The following is a 19,144-nucleotide window of genomic DNA, read 5'->3' as shown; positions in this document are numbered from 1 at the left end:
CCAACGCCCGGTGTATGCGGAGTTAATAATATGAAAAACAACACTATTTTAGCGCTTGCTCTCGCAAGCGGCACGATGCTTTCGTCCCCGGCCCTTGCCGTGGACTTCCGGCCACAGGCTGAAATCGAAGGCGGGTTCTTCAGCGGCGGCTCGGCTGCCAGCGGCGGATTCTTCCTACCCTTCGTGCTCGACTCCGGCAATGCCATTTTCATCGATACACGCGGGACGATAGAAAACGACAAGGTTCGGCAAGGCTCCATCGGCGCGGGTTACCGCTTCCGCGCCAACGACCAGTGGGTCATCGGGGCGTATGGTTATTACGACTATCTGAAGAGCGAGCACGGCAATTCATTCAACCAGGTCTCATTGGGTCTCGAAGCGCTCAGCGGCGACCTCGAGATGCGCAGCAACCTCTATCTGCCGATATCAGGCGCCAAGACGTTGAGCGCCTTCAACGCGGCCTATGTTCGTGACCATGTGCTCGTCTTCCAGGAAGGCAAGGAGCGCGGCCGACGCGGGCTCGACGCCGAGATCGGCGGACGTCTTCCGGTCTTCGACGAAGGATCCGACGTGCAGCTGAAGGTTTTCGGCGGCACGTACTGGTATGGCGGCAAGAACCTCGGCGACATGTTCGGCGCCAAGTTGCGCGCGGAACTGACCTTCGCCGACCTGCCCGGTCTTTCCGAAGGTTCCACCGTCTCGCTCGGCGTCACCGGGACCTATGACAACGAGGACAAGCTCAAGGGCGCCGTCATGGCGCGCCTGCGGATCCCGTTCGGGGCCACGGCCAAGGCAGGCGATGCCTTCGATCCGATGGTGCAGCGCGTCGAGCGGTCAGCCAACATCCGCACCCATGCCGGTGCGACCGGCGATGTCGAAGCGGCACAGTTCGTCGTCAACGGCCGCAACACCGGCAAGGTCGTCAACATCTCCTCGGCCAACGGCGACGCAGCCGCGATCAACGCTCTCATCGGCACGGCCGGTGCTGATGCGCTCATCCTTGCCGACGGCAATCTCGGCCTCAACCAGTCGCTGTCGCTCGGCTCCGGCCAGGCGCTCGTCGGCGGCGGCGGATCCATCGCGGTGCGCGGCGCCAGAAGCGGCGCCACTACGTCCTTCACCAACCAGGGTGCTGCGACGACGCTGACCGGCTACAACCCCGCACAGGACGTCGTCACCATGGCATCCGGCAGCAGCATCGCCTCGCTGTCGATCCGCGGCGGCCTTGCCGGCATCGCGGCAACCGATGCGGCGAACGTGACGATCGACAATGTAGACATCTCCGCCACCAATCATGACGGCATTCGCTTCGCCCGCGTCAACGGCGCGGTGGTTCAAAACAGCCGTATCCACGATCTCTACATCTGCGAGAACAACACGTCCTGCGAGTTCTCGGTCTATAATCCCAACAAGGCGCCGTACGCGGCCGTAAGCGCGGTCGGCAGCAAGAACGTCACCGTGCGCGACACGACGATCGACAAGGTCACCTATGGGGTGTTTGCCGGCGGCGAGTTCAAGAAGCTCAACCGCACCGAATACGAGCTCATCACCGGCACGACGGATATCGCGCTTGAAAACGTCACCATCAGCAATTCCCGTCGCGAAGGCGTGCTGCTCGTCGCCGGCAAGGACATCAAGCTCGACCGTGTGACGATCGACAACTCCAAGCAGGACCGCGACATGGACCTGGTGGTGCTGCAGGGCACGTCGAATGTGTCGATCAACGACATGCGGCTCGCCGGTGGCATCAACGGCCTGATGCTGATCTCCAGCCCGAACCTCGATGCGACCACTACCAACGTCAACGTCAAGGGTCTGAAGATCGACGGCACGCGCAACGCCGGCATCTTCTTCAACCCGGTTTCGGGTATCTCGCTGCAGGACGTGAGCGTGACCAATGCCGGCACCTATGGCGCCTACATCTATGGCAGCGACTACGAGTTCCTGGGCGGCCCGGTGAGCAATATCGTGCTCAACAACATGACGGTCGACAAGGCAGGCAAGGCCGGACTCTACTTCTCGGGTCCTGCCGAAAACCTCAAGGGCAACGTCACGGTGACCAACACGCCGAAGGATTGCCTGCTCGACAACGGTTGGACGGCCGGATCGATCACCCAGCCGGCCAGCTCGGTCTTGACCGTCAACGGTTCACCGCTCGATCAGCGCAACGCCACCAGCCGTTGCCGCTAACAAAACAGCCACGCCCTCGATCTCGGGGGCGTGGCCTCTCGCCTGAATGAAGGCTGCGCCCCCTATAGCGGCCGACGGCACTCGAAGGTGACAACCTCGTCGCCATCCTTCGGCGCACGACCGAAGTCGTAGTCCCCGGAAATGACGAGATCGATATATCCGGCGGCACGCAAGGTGAGCGCCATTTCCTCGATCCCCCACCAGCGCATGGTGAAGAATTCGAGTTCGCTCGACGCCAGCCGGCCCTCGCACCAGAGTTCGTAGCGCAGATGCGAGACCGTCGTCTGGGCGATGAGGTCGGCCTTGACCCGCTGGCTGGTCAAGGTCAGCAGATCGCCCGCCTCGGTCTGCCAGCTGCGGATCGTCGGCTGGTTGTCGGCGAAAAGATCGTGCGGATACAGATCGAAGATCAGGCGGCCACCCGGTCGGAGATGATCGAGAAAGCGTTTGAGGATCGCGGTCGCGGTGGCATGGTCGGCGATCAGTTGCATGGAGCCGGCAGGTACGACAATCGCCTCGAAGCGCTCCTCGTAAGAAAACGCATCGAAAGTCTGCTGTGATAAAGCGGGTGTCAGCGCGCGTTCGGCACAATGCGCCCGGCAATAGTCGAGCATGTCTTGCGAGGCATCGAAACCTCTGACGTCAAGGCCGGCTTCAAGCAAGGGGATCAGCGCACGACCGTTGCCGACGGCCGGTTCCAATATCGGGCCGGAACAGCCTTGCAAGCGTTCGCGATAGTACTCGACGTCGCCGAAGGATTTCCCAATATATTTGTCTAAATTATAAACATGAGAGGCAAGCTTGCCATAAGTATTGTTCAACATGCATTCGTCCAAACTGCTGAATAAAGCGAAACGCCTATCCTATACAGCAGCTTGCTCCAACGCGGTGTCGTGTAATTGCAACGTCGATCGCTTTTGTGATGCGGACCGACATCGTGCATCGCATCAACGGCGCAGACATGTTTGGGGGCGAGAACGGTCTGAAACGGGCCGGCCGGATGAACTTGCCATAGACCCAGCCCTCGACGCCGTTCATGCAACGGCCGTCCCGGATCACCGGGACGGGCCCGAAAACTCAACCGGGCATGCGGCAAACGGCACCGACGAGCTTCAAGACCAAGGGTCGGATCGTCAGCACGCAAAGGAAGGCCACCGGCATCGCCAACACATAGGTGCTAAGGACACGGGCGGGGTAGCCGGTATCGAAGCCGGTGTTGACGCCGACGATGACGCAGCACATCAGGAACGCCATGATCGCCGACATGAAGAAGGCAAAGGCGATCGGCACCGCACGGGGCGGCAATTTGCGGCTCCGCGCGACCCGCAGCGGGGGTATCTTATCTTCCATGACGAAGATCTCCGTAGCTTGTCCGCAAGGAACATCCGTGCGGTATGGCCGGCACTATACGGATGGTAACGCGCGCAGGTAGACCATTGCAGCCTTGTTCAGAATTAGGCAAAACCATCGAATGAAAGAACGCATTCGATGGATGTCATTATGGATACATTGCGCGGCGTCGAGAGTTTCGTCCGGAGCGTCGAGGAAGGCAGCATCGCCGCGGCGGCGCGCAAGCTCGGCATTACACCTGCCTCGGCGAGCCAGAACATCGCCCGGCTTGAGCGGGCGCTCGGCACGCGGCTGCTCAGCCGCACGACACGGCAATTGGGCCTGACGGAGAGCGGCCGGGTCTATTTCGACCGGGTGCGCGGCGTCGTTCACGATCTCGAGCTTGCAGCCGTTGCGGTAGCATCGCTGAATGCGGAGCCGCGGGGATCACTGAAGATCGCGTCCTCAGTCGCCTTCGGCCGTCACGTGGTGGCGCCGCTCGTGCCATCTTTTGCCGAGCGGCATCCCGAGGTCTCGATCGAACTCGTGGTCACCGATCGCGAAATTGACCACATCGGCGAAGGCATCGACATCAGCGTGCGCTTCGGCCTGCAGCTGGAGCCGGGGCTGATTGCCCGCAAGCTTGCCTCGGTGCCGATGGTCATCTGTGCCTCCCCCTCCTACATCGAGCGGCACGGTCGGCCCGAGAGGCCGGAAGACCTGATCCAACATCATTGCCTCGTCTACCGCTATGCCGGGCACGGGCGGATCTTTCGCTGGGGCTTCGTACGGGACGGACTGCGCTTCGAGCCCGATCTGAAGACAACGATCGTCAGCAACGATATCGACACGCTGGCCGAAATGGCGATCGCCGGTGCCGGCATCACGCGGCTTGGCGCCTTCATCGCGACGGACCTGATCGCCCGCGGCTTGCTTGTGCCGCTGTTCGGCGGCGCACCTTGCGAAGGTGTTGCCAACACTGACCACGAGCCGTTCGACTTCTACGCCTGCTTTGTCGACCGACAGGCGGAGACACCAAAGGTTCGCGCCTTCATCGAGCATGCGGTGCAGTCGCTCAAGGGCCGGTGGTAGCCGTGACGATGCCGGCAGCCCGGCGTCAGGCGGGCACGGCGTGCTCGGCGCTCTGCACGGCGGCGTCCTCGGCGAGCTTTGCTTCGCGGCGGAGCTTGAGCTTGTAGCCGACCTCGACGATCGCGTGGATTGCGGGTACGAATTCCTGCCCAAGCTCGCTCAGCCGGTATTCGACCGACGGCGGCGATGTCGGCATGATCCGCCGTTCGATCGCGCCCTTCTCCTCCATGTCCTTCAGGCGCGTGCTCAGCACCTTCGCCGATATCCCGGGGATATCGATCTTCAGCTCGCTGAAGCGACGCGGGCCGCCGCTCAGATACCAGATGATGTTGGGCGCCCAGGCGCCGCCGAGCATCACCATGCACTCGCCTACCGGGCAGGCCGGCGGTAGGGCGACAGCCCTATTCTTTCGAATTTTCAAGCTCATGGGCAAAATTCTCCAGTTACCGTGGGGAAACCGGAAACGTCGGTAACATAAAGTTATCTGATATACAAAAGTTATCGCTTGAGGTTAGGTTCCGCCGTCTTCGACAGAGACCACCATTGCAAAAGGAATTTGACCATGAAGCTTTATTACGCTCCCGGCGCCTGCTCGCTCTCGCCCCATATCAGCCTGCGCGAAGCCGGCGTCGACTTCGAGATCGTCAAGGTCGACACCGCCACGCACCTCACCGAAAGTGGCGCCGATTTCAAGGCGATCAATCCTAAGGGCTATGTGCCGGCGCTGGTGCTGGAAACCGGCGATGTGGTCACGGAGGGTGCGGCCGTCGTGCAGTACATCGCTGACCGCTTTCCGAAGGCAGGACTGGCGCCCGCCAACGGCACCCTTGAACGCACGCGACTGCAGGAGCAGCTGAACTTCATCGCTTCCGAACTGCACAAGGCGTTCTCACCGCTGTTCAGCAAGACGGCGAGCGCCGATGCCAAGGAAGCCGCCGCGGCACAGGTCACCAAGCGGCTCGGCAACGTCGAATTGCTGTTGTCCGATGGCCGCGCCCATGTGCTCGGAGAGACCTTCTCCGTTGCCGACGCCTATCTCTTCACCGTCGTCAACTGGACCAGTGTCACCGGAATTCCGCTCAGCGCCTTTCCCCATCTGACCGCCTATATGCAGCGGGTGGGCCAGCGCCCGGCGGTGCAGGCGGCGATGAAGGCAGAAGGGTTGATCGCGGCATGAGCGGCACTCACGACGATGCCCGCTTTGCCGCCGTCATCGATGTGCTCGGGCGTTATTTCGACGGACTTTACCACAGCGACACGGCGATGCTGCGCGAGGTGTTTCACCCGAAAGCCCACTACGCCACGGCGACCGAGGGCACCCTGCTCGAACTCGACATGAACACGTACTTTCCTATCGTCGACAAACGTCCTTCCCCGGCGAGCCGCGGCGAACAGCGCGCCGACAGGATCGTCTCGATCGAATTCGCCGGGCCGGTGACAGCCTTTGCCAAGGTACAATGCGCCATCGGCGAGAAGGCGTTTACCGATTTCCTGTCGCTGATCTTCGTCGACGGGCGTTGGCAGATCATTGCCAAGGTCTTCCACTACGACATTCGACAACCAGGCTAAGGAGCCAGCAATGCCCTATGTGAACATCAAGATCACCCGCGAAGGCGCAACCCCGGAACAGAAGGCAGCCCTCATCAAGGGCGTCACCGACCTGCTCGTCACCGTGCTCGACAAGAACCCGGCCACCACCTTCGTCGTCATCGACGAGGTCGCCTTCGAAGACTGGGGCGTCGGCGGCCTGCCGGTGGAGGAATATCGCAAACAACTGAAAGCGAAGAGCTAGCGTTCCTCAGACGCCACGGCCAGCCCCGCGAACGATCGAAAGCTTGCCGTGTCGCCCGCACTGCCTTCTCCTCACCTGTGAGGAGAAGGCGCTTGCTGACAGCAAAAACCTTTCCGCTTGATCGCCGCAGCCGGGCTCTCTATCTCATTGTCTCCCGCCGCCTAAATCCCGGAGACATGCCTTGTCCGTTTTCAAGAACCTGCCCGAAGCTCCCGTCGCCGCGAAAAAGCCGGTGACCGATACGCGCCACGGCATCACCCGCACCGACGACTACGCCTGGCTGCGGGACGACAACTGGCAGGCGATGTTCAAGGATCCCTCGATCCTCGCCCCGGAAATCCGCACGCACCTGGAGGCAGAAAACGCCTACATGAATGCGGCGATGGACGACACGAAGGCGTTGCAGAAGACGCTGTTTGCCGAAATGCGCGGCCGCATCAAGGAAGACGACAGCTCGGTGCCGGTAAAAGACGGCCCCTTTGCCTATGGCAGCCTTTACGTCACCGGCGGCGAGCAGCCGCGCTACTTCCGCATTCCGCGCGACGCCAACGGCAAGGACGAGACCATCAGGCAGGTGCTGCTCGACGGCGACAAGGAAGCCGAGGGCAAGTCCTATTTCCGCCTCGCCGGCCTCGACCATTCGAGCGACCACGGCCGCGGCCTTTGGGGCTATGACGACAAGGGGTCGGAATATTTCACGCTGAAGGTGCGCGACCTCACGACCGGCGAGGATCTTGCCGATGTGATCGAAAACACCGGCGGCGGCGGCGCCTGGGCACCTGACGGTAAGAGTTTCTTCTACACCGTACTCGACGACAACCACCGCCCGTCGAAGATCTTTCACCATGTGGTGGGCACGGCGCAGGCCGACGACCGGCTTGTCTATGAGGAGAAGGATCCGGGCTTCTTCATGTCGGTCGGCGGCTCGCTTCTCGACGATTTCATCTACATCGACATCCACGATCACGAGACCAGCGAGTACCGGCTGCTCTCGACCAAGGATCTCACGGCCGAGCCGAAACTGGTCGCCGAGCGTGTCACCGGCCTCGAATACGAGATGACCGAAGGCGGCGACGTCTTCTACATCCTGACCAACGCCGACGGCGCCAAGGATTTCAAGATCATGGAAGCGCCGGTGAATGCGCCGGGCAAGGAGAACTGGCGCGAGCTCGTGTCAAATAAGCCCGGCACGCTGATCCTCAGCCACATGGCCTATGCGCGCCATCTCGTCTGGCTGCAGCGCCGCGAGGGACTGCCCGAGATCGTCGTCCGTGACCGCAAGACCGGTGAGGAGCACGCGATAGCCTTTGCCGAGGAGGCCTATTCGCTCGGACTTTCGGGCGCTGCCGAATACGACACCGACGTCATCCGCTTTTCCTATTCGTCGATGACGACGCCGTCGCAGCTATTCGACTACGACATGGCGACGCGCGAGCGCACGCTGCTCAAGACCCAGGAAGTGCCGTCCGGGCACAATCCCGACGACTATGTCACCCGCCGGGTGTTTGCGCCCTCCTGGGACGGAACGAAGGTGCCGGTGACGCTGCTCTACCGCAAGGATACGCCGCTCGACGGCTCGGCACCGTGCCTGCTCTATGGTTACGGCGCCTATGGCATCACCATTCCAGCCGGCTTCAACACCAATTGCCTGTCGCTTGCGGACCGCGGCTTCGTCTATGCCATCGCCCATGTCCGCGGCGGCAAGGACCGGGGCTTCTCCTGGTACGAAGACGGCAAGATGGCCAAAAAGACCAACACCTTCAAGGACTTCATCGCCGCCGCTGACTATCTGAATCAGGAGAAGTTCACGTCCTACGCAAACATCGTCGCCGAGGGCGGCTCGGCCGGCGGCATGCTGATGGGCGCCATCGCCAACATGGCGCCGGAGAAATTCACCGGTATCATCGCGGCCGTCCCCTTCGTCGACGTGCTGAACACCATGCTCGACGACACCCTGCCGCTGACCCCGCCGGAATGGCCGGAATGGGGCAACCCGATCGAAAGCCGCGAATTCTACGACATCATCGCCGGCTACTCGCCCTACGATAATGTCGAGGCAAAATCCTACCCGGCGATCCTGGCGCTCGGCGGGCTCACCGACCCGCGCGTGACCTATTGGGAGCCGGCGAAATGGGTGGCGCGCCTGCGCGAAAAGACCACCGGCACCGCGCCGATCCTGATGAAAACCAACATGGACGCCGGTCACGGCGGCGCCTCCGGACGCTTCCAGCGGCTGGAAGAGATCGCCTTCGAATATGCCTTTGCCATCAAGGTCGCCGGCAGGATGCAAGGCTAAGGAGAGGCCGATGCCCGTTCACGTCGCCCTCCTTCGCGCCATCAATGTCGGCGGGACCGGCAAGCTGGCGATGGCCGATCTCCGAGCGCTCTGCGAGGAACTCGGCTTCGGCGACGTGAAGACCTATATTCAGAGCGGAAACGTGCTGTTCCGCTCGGACTTGTCGGCGCCGGAGGTGGCGGCAAAGCTGGATGCGGCGCTTGGCGAAAAACTCGGCAAGGCGCCGGGCGTGATGGTGCGCAATGCCGGGCAGTTGCACGCAATTGCCGAGAACGCCCCCTTCCCCGATGCCAAGACCAACCTCTTGCATGTTGTCTTCCTGCCGAATGCAGCGGCAGCGGATGCTCTCGACAACCTCGTCGCGCCCGACGGCGAGGAGGTCCGGATCGCCGGACACGAGATTTACGTGCACTATCCCAACGGTTCCGGGCGGTCGAAGATGAAGCTGCCGGCGCTGAAGCCGGGGACGGCGCGCAACCTCAACACCGTTCGCAAGCTCGCCGAACTGGCGCAGGCGATGGAAGCCGATAAGGCCTGATGCTCAGGAGGCTGCCGGCTGGAACAGCAGCCGGATGAAGGTGCGGAAGACCAGCAGCTGAGCGGGCAGGTTCTTCGGCTCCTTCAACGCCTTTGACAGGATGATGCCACCCTCGATCACCGTCGAGACCATGTCGGCGAGTTGGTCGACATCCAGCGGCTCGCGTGGCCGGTAGACCTGCATGATATCGCGGAACATCGCGCCGAAACGGCGACGCCACATCAGCGCCGCCTGCCGGTTGATCTCCTGGATATCGCGATCGAAGGCCCGTTCGTGGCTGCATATGACCGCGACCAGGCAGCCGGGGTGACCGTTCGGAAGATCGGAGAGCAGCTCCGACAGGAGCTTGAGGCCGAGCAGGAACGCCTGAAGCGGATCATCCGCAAGCTCGCGCGCCCGGCTGAAGATCTCGTCGTAGATCCGCTCGTCGTTCTCGACGTAGCGTTCGAGCAGCGCCTTCGCCAGCTCGTTCTTGTCGCGAAAATGATAGAAGAAGCCACTCTTGGTGATACCGGTTTCAGCGATCAGCTCATCGATCGAGGTCGCGGCAAAGCCCTTCGCCAACACCGAGATTTCGGCTGCGTCGAGGATCTTGGCGCGTGTTTCCTCACCCTTTCGCATTAGCCGTTTCCCTACCATCGGTACAGTTTTCGCCAACGAACCCAAGACCAGCGAGTAATGCCGCGGCAAAACCCTACCGTTAACACAATGATTTTACTGAGATATTTATGTATATTAGCAATAGTATACCTTAAGTCGCCTAGTTTAGAAGATGATAAACAGGCAGAAATTTAACCATCCTTGCGGGAATGGGAGCGCTCCGCCGGGATCCAACGAGACCAAAACGGGTGGAGACCGACATGGCCAAATACCGACGCAGCCTGCCGCTCATGAAGGGTGGAACCTTTCTCAGCGACGGCGGCATGGAAACGACGCTGATCTTTCACGAAGGCGTCGCGCTTCCGCACTTTGCCTCCTTCGTCCTGCTGTCGACGTCCGAGGGACGACGGCGGCTGCTGAACTACTACACGCGCTATCTCGACATCGCGCAGCACCACGGCACCGGCTTCGTGCTCGACACCGCAACGTGGCGGGCGAGTGCCGACTGGGGCTCAAAGCTTGGCTACGATGCCGGGGCGCTCGCCGAACTGAACCAGGATGCGGTCTACCTGCTGACGGAACTGCGTGCCGAATACGAACGACCGCAGGCACCGATCGTGCTCAGCGGCGCGATTGGGCCGCGCGGTGACGGCTACAAAGCGGGCCGGATGAGCCCTGATGAGGCCGAGGACTATCATGCCGCACAGGTCGCTGCCTTTGCCGTCAGCGATGCCGACATGATCTCAGCCTACACGATTACCAACATCGACGAGGCGATCGGCATCGCCCGCTCGGCGCAGAGCCACGGCATGCCCTGCGCCATCTCGTTCACGGTTGAGACAGACGGGCGGCTGCCGAACGGCCGCACGCTCAAGGATGCGATCGAGATCGTCGACGCGGCAACCGGCCGGTTTCCGCAATACTACATGATCAACTGCGCCCATCCGGATCATTTCGAGGCCAGCCTGGATACCGGCAGCGCCTGGGTCCACAGGATCGGCGGCATCCGTGCCAATGCGTCGGCGAAGAGCCACAGCGAGCTCGACGAAAGCGAGACGCTCGATGCGGGCGATCCTGTCGAACTCGGACAGCGGTATCGGACGCTGACGCATCGTTTGCCGCGGCTGCGCGTTCTTGGCGGCTGCTGCGGCACCGACCATCGCCATATCGCGGCGATTTGCGAGGCCTGCCTTTCGCCAACGGCGCTGAGCGCCTGAGACGAAGCGGCACTCGCCCTCCCGGCCCTCCCGCGAAAGACCTCTCGCGGGAGGGCGCCGCCTTGCCAGCCAACCCTCGCGAAATTGAGATGGCTCGTGTAGACTTGGTCCGAAAGGGCGGTGGCCGGAATGTCCCGGCGGGTGCCGCTAACCGTTGAACCATGAACTACGTGCCGCCTTCGCCGAGCGCCGAAACTGACGCTTTCCGTTTCGACAACAGTTTTGCGCGACTGCCGTCGCAGTTCTTCGCCCGTGTCGATCCGACGCCGGTTGCCGAGCCCTGGCTGATCAAGCTCAACCGGTCACTTGCCGAAGACCTCGGCCTCGACGTCGACACCATCGAGCGCGACGGCGCCCAGATCTTTTCCGGTAACAGCGTGCCTGCCGGCGCTGCGCCACTTGCCATGGCCTATGCCGGCCATCAGTTCGGCACCTTCGTGCCGCAGCTGGGCGACGGCCGCGCGATCCTTCTCGGCGAAGTCATCGATCGGAGCGGGCAAAGGCGCGATATCCAGTTGAAGGGACCGGGACAGACGCCCTTTTCGCGCCGCGGCGATGGTCGGGCGGCACTTGGCCCGGTGCTGCGCGAATACATCGTCAGCGAAGCGATGTTCGCGCTCGGCATCCCGGCGACGCGGGCGCTTGCGGCTGTCGTGACCGGCCAACCTGTTTATCGCGAGCGGATCCTGCCCGGCGCCGTCTTTACTCGTGTTGCTGCGAGCCATATCCGGGTCGGCACCTTCCAGTTTTTTGCCGCGCGCGGTGACATGGCTTCGGTGCAGGCGCTGGCCGACTACGCGATCGACCGCCACTACCCGGACGTCAAGAATGACGAGCGCCCCTATCTCGCCTTCTTCAAGGCTGTGGTGGCGCGGCAGGCGGCGCTGATTGCCCGCTGGCTGCATGTCGGTTTCATCCACGGCGTGATGAACACCGACAACATGGCGATCTCGGGCGAAACCATCGACTTCGGCCCTTGCGCCTTCATGGATGCCTATGACCCGAAGAAAGTGTTTTCGTCGATCGATCAGTTCGGGCGCTACGCCTATGCCAGCCAGCCGGCGATCGGCCAGTGGAACCTGACGAGGCTTGCCGAGACGCTGGTGCCACTCTTCGACCCGGTGGCCGCGACAGCGGTCGACCTCGCCAACGACGCTCTTGGCGAATATGGCGCGATCTTCCAGCGGCATTGGCTCCAAGGCATGCGCCGCAAAATCGGGCTTGCCGGTGAAGAGGAAGGCGATCTTGACCTCGTGCAGGGCCTGCTGACCGCCATGCATCAGGCGGATGCCGATTTCACCCTTGCTTTCCGCAGGCTTTGCGAGTGTGCGGTCAGCCCAGGTGCGGATACGGCCCTGATCTCCCTGTTTGCCGAACCCACCGCCGTTACGTCCTGGCTCGCCGACTGGCGAAAGCGTCTTGAACGGGAGCCGGGAACCACGAACGAGCGCACCGTTGCAATGAGGGCGGTCAACCCGGCCTACATCCCGCGCAATCACCGGATCGAACAGGCGATTGTTGCTGCGACGGAGGATGCCGACTTCTCCCTCTTCGAAGCGCTCGTCGACGTGACGTCAAAGCCCTACGAAGACCAGCCACGTTTTATGTCCTATGCTGATCCGCCGCAGCCGGATGAGGAAGTGCGACAAACCTTCTGCGGCACCTGAGAACAAGTCGACAAGTGCGCAGCGCTTGCCTGCCATGGTCGTTGGCTATGACTTCCGGCCATAGGCCGAGAGGAATATCCGCACGCTTTCCTTTGCGTGCGAGTGGAGAGCATCGGCATCAGGAATGGCCCGGTCACCGAGCAGCATGGCGTCGTTCACGGGCTCGCCCATGACCAACCAATTGAAGAAGGACGCGGCGGCACGCAGGTCATCCGCCTCGACATCGCCGCTCTCGCGGTAGTGGGCAAGGGCTTTCGTGAGCCTGTCGATCGACCGACCCGGCCCTTTCGCGTGCAGTCTTTTTCCCAGTTCCGGAAAGCGTTCGGCCTCACCGATCACCAGGCGTCGCAACTGCATCAGCCGCGGCGTCATGACGATCGCCAGCTGCTGCTCGGCGAAATCCTTCAGAAAATCCATGATCGGGCGCCCATCGACGGGATCAGCGACCTGCTCTTCCAGTTCATCGCCGGCCAAACCCGTCATGCCGGTGACGATATCGAGGAACAGCGCTTCCTTCGTTCCGAAATGGGCATAGACGGTCTGCTTCGACACGCCGGCCATCGCCGCAACCTCGTCCATGTTCGTCGCAAGAAAACCGCGCTGGAGGAAGAGCTCGGCGGCGGCGGCCAGGATGGACTGGCGCTTTTTCGTCATCCGCATCTCGACGGGGTTCGTCATTCTCAACCACCACCCTTTCATGTGCGTCCACGATCCCGGTTAGCACGACCGCATTGACAAATCAAACTGGACGGTACAGTTTGATTTGAGTTTGAAGGCGGAGATTGCAGGTGCGTAGGAGCGAAAGCAGGACTTTGAATGCGCGCTGCAGCTGCGGCCAGGTGCACATGCGCGCCACCGGCAGGCCGATCGTCGCAACCGCCTGTTATTGCGAAAGCTGCCGCAAAGCAGGCGAATTGTTCGAGGCGCTTCCAGGCGCAGCGCCGGTGCTCAACGGCGACGGCTCCACGGACTTCGTTCTGTTCCGCAAGGACCGGATCGACTGCGTATGCGGCGCCGATCGGCTGTGCGAACATCGGTTGACGCCGACCTCCAAGACCAGGCGCGTTATCGCCACCTGCTGCAATACACCGATGTTCCTCGAGTTTACCGGTGGCCATTGGCTGACGCTCTACCGGCAGCGCCTCGACCAGCAGGACCGACCGCCTTTACAGATGCGGGTGATGACGCGGGATCGCCGGGCGGGCGTCGCCATCACGGACGGCCTGCCCAGCTACGCCGGGCATTCCGGAAAGTTCATGCTGAAGCTCATCGGTGCCTGGGCCGCAATGGCGTTTCGGTCCCCTGACATCGACTATGTGAAGGGAGCGCTTGATGGCCACGGAACGTGAAAAGATCGAGATTCAGAACATCGTTTCGCCCGGACACATCACCCGCGTCGACAAGGTCAAGTATGATGCCATGAAGGACGCGCTCCTCACCGCCCTGTCCCGTGAGCAGACGCCCCTTACGGTTGCACAAGCAAAACAGAAGCTCCTACCGTTGCTGCCGGACAATCTCTTTCCAGGCGGCGAGAAGGCTGGCTGGTGGCTGAAGGCGGTCCAGCTCGACCTCGAGGCCAAGGGCATTTTGCGCCGGAAAAACACCAAACCGCTACGCCTTCGGCTCGCCTAGACAGCCCTCACCGACCCTTCCCTCAATCGTCTCGCTGCGGGCAAACCGTTGCCTGCCGCGCAACGGCTGAAGCGGCGAAGCTTCGCTCAGCTGCCCGGCGCGCAACTTCATTGCGGACACCTTAAATTTTTGCGCTGCGAAATTGTGGCTATTGAAAGGCACGGCCGGCGCGTTAGGTGCTAGGGGGCGGGCAGTCACGAGACTGGCCCAAGCCCGATCTGACGGCCGCGGCCTTCCTCGCGACCGCCGACCCCGAAATCGATTTTTCCCGCGTGGCCGTTCGTCCGGGCCGCCAAAATGAAAAAGCCGTGCAGCGGCGCCGTTCTTCAATTCGGGAGTTCCCACCATGCTTATTCTGACTGCCATCGTTTTCGCCCTTATCGGTCTTGCGCTCGGCGGCGGCGGAATCGAGCTCCTGATGCTTGGCGGCAGTCCCTATTATCTCATCGCCGGTATCGGCTTCCTGCTGACGGCCATTCTTCTCTTCAAGCGCAACGCCGCAGCGATCTGGCTCTATGCGCTCGTCATCCTCGGTTCGCTCGCCTGGGCCGTCTGGGAAGTCGGCTTCGACTGGTGGCAGCTCGGGCCCCGTGGCGGCATCATCGTGCTTCTCGGCCTGTGGCTGATGCTGCCGGCAATCCGGCGTCCGCTCGGTTTCGAGAGCCCGACAGGCGAACGGTATGCCGCCGGTGCCTGGCCGCTGGCGCTCGCCGTCATCGTTTCGATCGGCATTGCCGGTTATTCGATGACCCAGGACCCGCACGATATCCGCGGCGACCTGCCGAGCGACGTGGTCACGGCCAATCCGCCGCTTGGCGGCAACGTACCATCAGGCGAATGGCATCAATACGGGCGCACGCCCTTCGGCCAGCGCTACGCGCCGCTCGATCAGATCACTCCCGAGAACGTCGCAAGCCTCAAGCTTGCCTGGCAATATCAGACGGGGGACGTCAAACGTCCGGAGGACGTGGGCGAGACCACCTATCAGGTGACGCCGATCAAGGTGAAGGACACGCTTTATGCCTGCACGCCGCACAACTGGGCGATCGCGCTCGATGCGGCAACCGGCGAGGAAAAGTGGAAGTATGACAGCAACTCCGGCATGAACCCGGACCGCCAGCACCAGACCTGCCGCGGTGTCACCTACTGGGCCGATCCGGCGGCGACCGCCGGCAGCGTCTGCGCCGAACGGGTCTATCTGCCGACATCGGACGCGCGACTGATCGCGCTCGATGCGGCGACGGGGGCCGTATGCACCAGCTTTGCCGACAACGGCGTGCTGCAGCTCGAAAAGGGCATGAAGTACAATCCGGCCGGCTATTACTACTCGACCTCGCCGCCGGTCGCCGTCGCCGGCAAATTGATCATCGGTGGCGCCGTCAACGACAACTATTCCACCCAGGAACAATCCGGCGTCATCCGCGCGTTCGACATCAACACCGGCGCCCTCCTCTGGAACTGGGACAGCGGCAACCCTGACGTGACGACGCCGCTGCCTGAGGGGCAGACCTACAGCACCAACTCGCCCAACAGTTGGTCGGTATTCAGCTACGACGAGGGCCTCGGTCTTGTCTACATCCCCATGGGCAACCAGGTGCCGGATCAGCTCGGCATGGGGCGCAGCGAACACGTCGAGAAATACTCCTCCTCGATCGTCGCGCTCGACATCACGTCCGGCGCGGTGCGCTGGGTGCGCCAGACCGTACACCACGACCTCTGGGACATGGACGTGCCAGCGCAACCGGCACTGCTCGACATCACCAAGGAGGACGGCACGGTCGTGCCGGCGCTCGTCGGAGCGACGAAACAGGGCGATATCTACGTGCTCGATCGCAGGAGCGGCGAGCCGATCATTCCGGTCGAGGAAGTCGCAGCACCTGCGGGTGCTATCCCGGAGGATTTCACCGCGCCGACCCAGCCGGTCTCAGGCCTCACCTTCATGCCAGCACCGCTGCAGGAGCGGAACATGTGGGGCGTGACCATGTTCGACCAGCTCGCCTGCCGCATCTCGTTCCGCTCGCTGAAATACGAAGGTCGCTACACGCCGCCGTCGTTGGAGGGAACGCTGGTCTATCCCGGCAATTTCGGCACGTTCAACTGGGGCTCGGTCGCAGTCGACCCGGAACGGCAAGTGATGTTCGGCATGCCGACCTACCTCGCCTTCACTTCGCGTCTCGTTCCGCGCGACCAGATCCCGCCGAAAGGCCAGGATGAAAAGGGTTCCGAGCAGGGCCTCAACCGCAACGACGGCGCGCCCTATGGCGTCTTCATGGGTCCGTTCCTGGGCCCGCTTGGCATCCCCTGCCAGGCGCCGCCATGGGGTTACGTCGCGGGCGCCGATCTCAGGACGGGCAAGATCGCCTACAAGCACAAGAACGGCACCGTCGAGGACATGACGCCGCTGCCGCTGCCCTTCAAGGTCGGCGTTCCCGGCATCGGCGGACCGATGATCACCAAGGGCGGTGTCGCCTTCCTCGGAGCGGCGGTGGACGACTATCTGCGCGCCTATGACCTGACGACGGGCAAGCAACTCTGGGAAGCACGCCTTCCGGCCGGCGGTCAGTCGACGCCGATGAGCTATACGGTCGGTGACAAACAATATGTGCTGATCGTCGCCGGTGGCCACGGCTCGGTTGGCACCAAGCCGGGAGACTACGTCATCGCCTATACCCTGCCCTAAAGCGCGAGAAGACACCCCTAATTCTCGCTATTGGGTTGTATCGGCAAGCCCCACACAAGCCACCGAAAGCAGCTTCCCCCGGACAGAAGATTCCGGGGGATTCCCATGAAGATCGACAACAGCATCTCGAACTACTACTTCTCGCAGCGCCGCGCCCAATCGGGACCGGTCGCACCACTCGAGGAAAATGGCAACACCGATGCGCGACCGCGGCTGTCGCCGACCGTTGCGCCGGCATCCACCTCAGCCTCGCTGTCGAACGCCTTCTGGATCAGCGCGACCCGGGAAGAGGAAGCCAAGCCTTCAATCGGAACCGGCGAACAGGGCGATACTGTCGGCGACGAGTTCCTGAAACGCGCCAAGATGAGCTTCGCGGAGCAGATTCGCGCCCAGATCCTCGAAGCGCACGGCATCACCGAAGACGAACTCAAGGCGATGGACGCGACACAGCGCGAAGCGATCGAAGAAGAAATACGCAAAGCGGTCGAGCGCGCGATGGGCATCGACCAGCAGCGCGATGATACCGCATCCGATATCGCCGACGGAAGCCCTGCAGCCTGAAATAAGCCCGCCAACAACTCTCAACTTTTCCTTGAATCGGCGCACCCGGCGGAACGCGGGCGCGTCACCTATTTGGTCGGCCCGACCGGCGCTGGAAAGTCGACGGCGTTCAAGCTGGTGCCGAAATCGATCGAGCCAACCAAGGGTCGGATCTATATGGACGGCCAAGATCTCACGGACATTTCTCGCGCCGACTGGTTCGCAAAGGTCGGCGTTGTGCCGCAGGACATCGTGATGCTCAACGAAAGCCTTGCCATCAACATTGCGCTCGGCCGGCCGCAAGACCATGACCACCTTGTCGCGGCTGCCCGCAAGGCGGCCATCCTCGACTTCATCTAGGCTTTGCCCGCGGCGTCGACACGTCGGTCGGCGAACGTGGCCTCAAGCTTTCGGGCAGCGAGCGTCAGCGTATCGCCATCGCCCTCTACGACGATCCCGAATTCCTGTTTCTCGACGAAGCCAGTTCGGCGCTCGACGAGGCAACCGAGCGCGATATCATGGCGCATATCTGCGAAGTCTGCGGCCAGGTGACGGTGATCGCCATCACCCACCGCAAGAGCGTCATCGGCGTCGATGACCAGGTCATCCGGCTGAAGAAGTGACGCGCGGCGGAGACCGCTGCGGCCAATGCCGACCTGGCGACCTCCGGCTAAACCATCTCCGCCGCCAACCGGCCGACATCGGCAAAGACGGTGTTCAACTCGGCAAGCGGCGCCGTCGCCTCGGCGATATAAACGGCGATCACCAGCGGCCCCCTGCCCTTAGGCCAGACGATCGCGATGTCGGACGCCGAGCCCGTGGCATTCGTTCCCGTCTTGTCGCCGACAACCCATCCCTTCGGCAGCCCGGCACGAATGCGGTCATCGCCGGTGGTGTTGGCAACCATCCATTCGATCAGAAGCTTGCGCGACTGTTCAGCGAGTGCCGGGCCGAAGGCGAGATTGCCGAGTGTCTCCAGCATTGCCGCCGGCGTCGTCGTGTCGCGTGGGTCGCCCTTCTTTGCTTCGTTCAGTGTCGGTTCGTTGCGATCAAGACGGGTGGTCTCGTCGCCGATCGTGCGCAACCAGGCCGTCAGCGCCGCAGGACCGCCGAAGCTTTCGAGCAAGAGGTTCGCCGCAGCGTTGTCGCTTGTCGTCATCGTCGCAGCGCAGAGCTCTGCAATTGTCATGCCCTCGCCGCCGACATGTTTCCCGGTCACCGGCGAATGGGCGATGATGTCCTTCTGCGCAACGACGATACGGCGATCGAGCTTTTCGGCGCCCTGATCCGCGCGGGCCAGAATGAAGCCGGCGGCAAGCGTCTTGAAGCTCGAGCACATGGCGAAACGCTCATCCTCGCGGCAGCCGAAGGAGATGTTGGTTTCCATGTCGAGGACGGAAACGCCGAGCCGACCACCGGTACGCTTTTCGAGCTCGGCCAGTCGTGCATCGACATCCGCGCCGACAGAAGGGGCGGCTTTTCCCATCGAGCCAAAGGCGATTGTGGGGCACAGAAGCGCCGAGCCGACGAGCAGTTGACGGCGATTGATGAGCAGCGACACGTGTTCCTCC

Annotated in this window: 21 protein-coding genes; 14 read left to right on the top strand and 7 right to left on the bottom strand. The window is 62.4% G+C overall.

Features of this window, described 5'->3' with window-relative positions:
- Nucleotides 1-30 precede the first annotated feature (30 nt).
- Nucleotides 31-2,190 (top strand): right-handed parallel beta-helix repeat-containing protein, encoded by a 2,160-nt coding sequence (locus tag HT585_RS04835; protein WP_176351845.1) that lies wholly within the window; start codon nt 31-33, stop codon nt 2,188-2,190.
- A gap of 62 nt (nt 2,191-2,252) precedes the next feature.
- On the opposite strand, the gene HT585_RS04830 is transcribed toward HT585_RS04835, so the two are convergent.
- Entirely contained in the window at nt 2,253-3,014 is a 762-nt protein-coding gene (locus HT585_RS04830) for a class I SAM-dependent methyltransferase (protein WP_246707568.1), read from the bottom strand.
- Nucleotides 3,015-3,267: 253 nt separating this feature from the next.
- A complete protein-coding gene (locus HT585_RS04825; protein WP_176351844.1) occupies nt 3,268-3,540 on the bottom strand; it encodes a DUF2798 domain-containing protein in 273 nt (90 codons plus the stop codon).
- A gap of 150 nt (nt 3,541-3,690) precedes the next feature.
- Between HT585_RS04825 and HT585_RS04820 the strand changes: the two genes are divergently transcribed.
- Nucleotides 3,691-4,611, top strand: coding sequence for a LysR family transcriptional regulator (locus tag HT585_RS04820; protein WP_176351843.1), 921 nt, complete (start codon nt 3,691-3,693; stop codon nt 4,609-4,611).
- 25 nt (nt 4,612-4,636) lie between these two features.
- Here HT585_RS04820 and HT585_RS04815 read toward each other — a convergent pair whose 3' ends face one another.
- The gene (locus HT585_RS04815) at nt 4,637-4,972 is read right to left on the bottom strand and encodes a winged helix-turn-helix transcriptional regulator (protein ID WP_246707567.1); all 336 of its coding nucleotides are present in this window, start codon (nt 4,970-4,972) and stop codon (nt 4,637-4,639) included.
- A 201-nt stretch (nt 4,973-5,173) separates the two neighbouring features.
- On the opposite strand from HT585_RS04815, the gene gstA reads away from it, so the two are divergent.
- The 5 genes from gstA (at nt 5,174) to HT585_RS04790 (ending at nt 9,237) form a co-directional block, all read left to right on the top strand.
- The gene (gene gstA, locus HT585_RS04810) at nt 5,174-5,788 is read left to right on the top strand and encodes a glutathione transferase GstA (protein ID WP_176351841.1); all 615 of its coding nucleotides are present in this window, start codon (nt 5,174-5,176) and stop codon (nt 5,786-5,788) included.
- A complete protein-coding gene (locus HT585_RS04805) occupies nt 5,785-6,180 on the top strand; it encodes a nuclear transport factor 2 family protein (protein WP_176351840.1) in 396 nt (131 codons plus the stop codon). The genes gstA and HT585_RS04805 overlap by 4 nt, the downstream gene beginning before the upstream one ends.
- A gap of 10 nt (nt 6,181-6,190) precedes the next feature.
- Nucleotides 6,191-6,403, top strand: a complete 213-nt coding sequence (locus HT585_RS04800) for a tautomerase family protein (protein ID WP_176351839.1) — start codon at nt 6,191-6,193, stop codon at nt 6,401-6,403.
- A gap of 181 nt (nt 6,404-6,584) precedes the next feature.
- Nucleotides 6,585-8,699 carry a S9 family peptidase gene (locus tag HT585_RS04795; RefSeq protein WP_176351838.1) on the top strand — a complete coding sequence of 705 codons (2,115 nt, stop codon included), beginning with the start codon at nt 6,585-6,587 and terminating at the stop codon, nt 8,697-8,699.
- Nucleotides 8,700-8,709: 10 nt separating this feature from the next.
- Nucleotides 8,710-9,237, top strand: coding sequence for a DUF1697 domain-containing protein (locus tag HT585_RS04790; RefSeq protein ID WP_176351837.1), 528 nt, complete (start codon nt 8,710-8,712; stop codon nt 9,235-9,237).
- A gap of 3 nt (nt 9,238-9,240) precedes the next feature.
- Here HT585_RS04790 and HT585_RS04785 read toward each other — a convergent pair whose 3' ends face one another.
- A complete protein-coding gene (locus HT585_RS04785) occupies nt 9,241-9,858 on the bottom strand; it encodes a TetR/AcrR family transcriptional regulator (RefSeq protein ID WP_176351836.1) in 618 nt (205 codons plus the stop codon).
- Nucleotides 9,859-10,097: 239 nt separating this feature from the next.
- Between HT585_RS04785 and HT585_RS04780 the strand changes: the two genes are divergently transcribed.
- Together HT585_RS04780 and HT585_RS04775 are read left to right on the top strand one after the other, a co-directional pair.
- A complete protein-coding gene (locus HT585_RS04780) occupies nt 10,098-11,054 on the top strand; it encodes a homocysteine S-methyltransferase family protein (RefSeq protein WP_176351835.1) in 957 nt (318 codons plus the stop codon).
- Nucleotides 11,055-11,215: 161 nt separating this feature from the next.
- Nucleotides 11,216-12,721, top strand: a complete 1,506-nt coding sequence (locus HT585_RS04775; RefSeq protein WP_176351834.1) for a protein adenylyltransferase SelO — start codon at nt 11,216-11,218, stop codon at nt 12,719-12,721.
- Between the two features lie 45 nt (nt 12,722-12,766).
- On the opposite strand, the gene HT585_RS04770 is transcribed toward HT585_RS04775, so the two are convergent.
- Nucleotides 12,767-13,399, bottom strand: a complete 633-nt coding sequence (locus HT585_RS04770; RefSeq protein WP_176351833.1) for a TetR/AcrR family transcriptional regulator — start codon at nt 13,397-13,399, stop codon at nt 12,767-12,769.
- 110 nt (nt 13,400-13,509) lie between these two features.
- Here HT585_RS04770 and HT585_RS04765 point away from each other — a divergent pair, with 110 nt between their 5' ends.
- The 5 genes from HT585_RS04765 (at nt 13,510) to HT585_RS31665 (ending at nt 17,933) form a co-directional block, all read left to right on the top strand.
- On the top strand, nt 13,510-14,070 hold the full coding sequence (locus HT585_RS04765) for a GFA family protein (RefSeq protein ID WP_343213927.1): 561 nt from the start codon (nt 13,510-13,512) through the stop codon (nt 14,068-14,070).
- Nucleotides 14,054-14,353, top strand: coding sequence for a DUF6958 family protein (locus tag HT585_RS04760; protein WP_176351832.1), 300 nt, complete (start codon nt 14,054-14,056; stop codon nt 14,351-14,353). The genes HT585_RS04765 and HT585_RS04760 overlap by 17 nt, the downstream gene beginning before the upstream one ends.
- Before the next feature lie 346 nt (nt 14,354-14,699).
- Nucleotides 14,700-17,033: a glucose/quinate/shikimate family membrane-bound PQQ-dependent dehydrogenase gene (locus HT585_RS04755; RefSeq protein WP_176351831.1), complete on the top strand. Its 2,334-nt coding sequence runs from the start codon at nt 14,700-14,702 to the stop codon at nt 17,031-17,033.
- A 105-nt stretch (nt 17,034-17,138) separates the two neighbouring features.
- Complete coding sequence (locus HT585_RS04750) at nt 17,139-17,594, top strand: hypothetical protein (RefSeq protein ID WP_176351830.1); 456 nt, start codon at nt 17,139-17,141, stop codon at nt 17,592-17,594.
- 72 nt (nt 17,595-17,666) lie between these two features.
- Nucleotides 17,667-17,933 carry an ATP-binding cassette domain-containing protein gene (locus tag HT585_RS31665; RefSeq protein ID WP_246707566.1) on the top strand — a complete coding sequence of 89 codons (267 nt, stop codon included), beginning with the start codon at nt 17,667-17,669 and terminating at the stop codon, nt 17,931-17,933.
- On the opposite strand, the gene HT585_RS31660 is transcribed toward HT585_RS31665, so the two are convergent.
- Together HT585_RS31660 and bla are read right to left on the bottom strand one after the other, a co-directional pair.
- Entirely contained in the window at nt 17,930-18,100 is a 171-nt protein-coding gene (locus HT585_RS31660; RefSeq protein WP_246707565.1) for a hypothetical protein, read from the bottom strand. The genes HT585_RS31665 and HT585_RS31660 overlap by 4 nt on opposite strands.
- Nucleotides 18,101-18,243: 143 nt before the next feature.
- Nucleotides 18,244-19,134, bottom strand: a complete 891-nt coding sequence (gene bla, locus HT585_RS04740; RefSeq protein WP_176352184.1) for a class A beta-lactamase — start codon at nt 19,132-19,134, stop codon at nt 18,244-18,246.
- Nucleotides 19,135-19,144 lie beyond the last annotated feature (10 nt).

The sequence above is a fragment of the Ensifer oleiphilus genome (assembly GCF_013371465.1).
Taxonomy (GTDB): Bacteria; Pseudomonadota; Alphaproteobacteria; order Rhizobiales; family Rhizobiaceae; genus Ensifer; species Ensifer oleiphilus.
This window is presented reverse-complemented; position numbering and strand designations above follow the sequence as displayed.

Excerpts from the sequence above, each read along its gene's own strand:
- HT585_RS04835 (WP_176351845.1), top strand. The coding sequence starts at position 31 with ATGAAAAACAACACTATTTTAGCGCTTGCTCTCGCAAGCGGCACGATG.
- HT585_RS04830 (WP_246707568.1), bottom strand. The coding sequence starts at position 3,014 with ATGTTGAACAATACTTATGGCAAGCTTGCCTCTCATGTTTATAATTTA.
- HT585_RS04825 (WP_176351844.1), bottom strand. The coding sequence starts at position 3,540 with ATGGAAGATAAGATACCCCCGCTGCGGGTCGCGCGGAGCCGCAAATTG.
- HT585_RS04820 (WP_176351843.1), top strand. The coding sequence starts at position 3,691 with ATGGATACATTGCGCGGCGTCGAGAGTTTCGTCCGGAGCGTCGAGGAA.
- HT585_RS04815 (WP_246707567.1), bottom strand. The coding sequence starts at position 4,972 with ATGGTGATGCTCGGCGGCGCCTGGGCGCCCAACATCATCTGGTATCTG.
- gstA (WP_176351841.1), top strand. The coding sequence starts at position 5,174 with ATGAAGCTTTATTACGCTCCCGGCGCCTGCTCGCTCTCGCCCCATATC.
- HT585_RS04805 (WP_176351840.1), top strand. The coding sequence starts at position 5,785 with ATGAGCGGCACTCACGACGATGCCCGCTTTGCCGCCGTCATCGATGTG.
- HT585_RS04800 (WP_176351839.1), top strand. The coding sequence starts at position 6,191 with ATGCCCTATGTGAACATCAAGATCACCCGCGAAGGCGCAACCCCGGAA.
- HT585_RS04790 (WP_176351837.1), top strand. The coding sequence starts at position 8,710 with ATGCCCGTTCACGTCGCCCTCCTTCGCGCCATCAATGTCGGCGGGACC.
- HT585_RS04785 (WP_176351836.1), bottom strand. The coding sequence starts at position 9,858 with ATGCGAAAGGGTGAGGAAACACGCGCCAAGATCCTCGACGCAGCCGAA.
- HT585_RS04780 (WP_176351835.1), top strand. The coding sequence starts at position 10,098 with ATGGCCAAATACCGACGCAGCCTGCCGCTCATGAAGGGTGGAACCTTT.
- HT585_RS04775 (WP_176351834.1), top strand. The coding sequence starts at position 11,216 with ATGAACTACGTGCCGCCTTCGCCGAGCGCCGAAACTGACGCTTTCCGT.
- HT585_RS04770 (WP_176351833.1), bottom strand. The coding sequence starts at position 13,399 with ATGACGAACCCCGTCGAGATGCGGATGACGAAAAAGCGCCAGTCCATC.
- HT585_RS04760 (WP_176351832.1), top strand. The coding sequence starts at position 14,054 with ATGGCCACGGAACGTGAAAAGATCGAGATTCAGAACATCGTTTCGCCC.
- HT585_RS04755 (WP_176351831.1), top strand. The coding sequence starts at position 14,700 with ATGCTTATTCTGACTGCCATCGTTTTCGCCCTTATCGGTCTTGCGCTC.
- HT585_RS04750 (WP_176351830.1), top strand. The coding sequence starts at position 17,139 with ATGAAGATCGACAACAGCATCTCGAACTACTACTTCTCGCAGCGCCGC.
- HT585_RS31660 (WP_246707565.1), bottom strand. The coding sequence starts at position 18,100 with ATGCGCCATGATATCGCGCTCGGTTGCCTCGTCGAGCGCCGAACTGGC.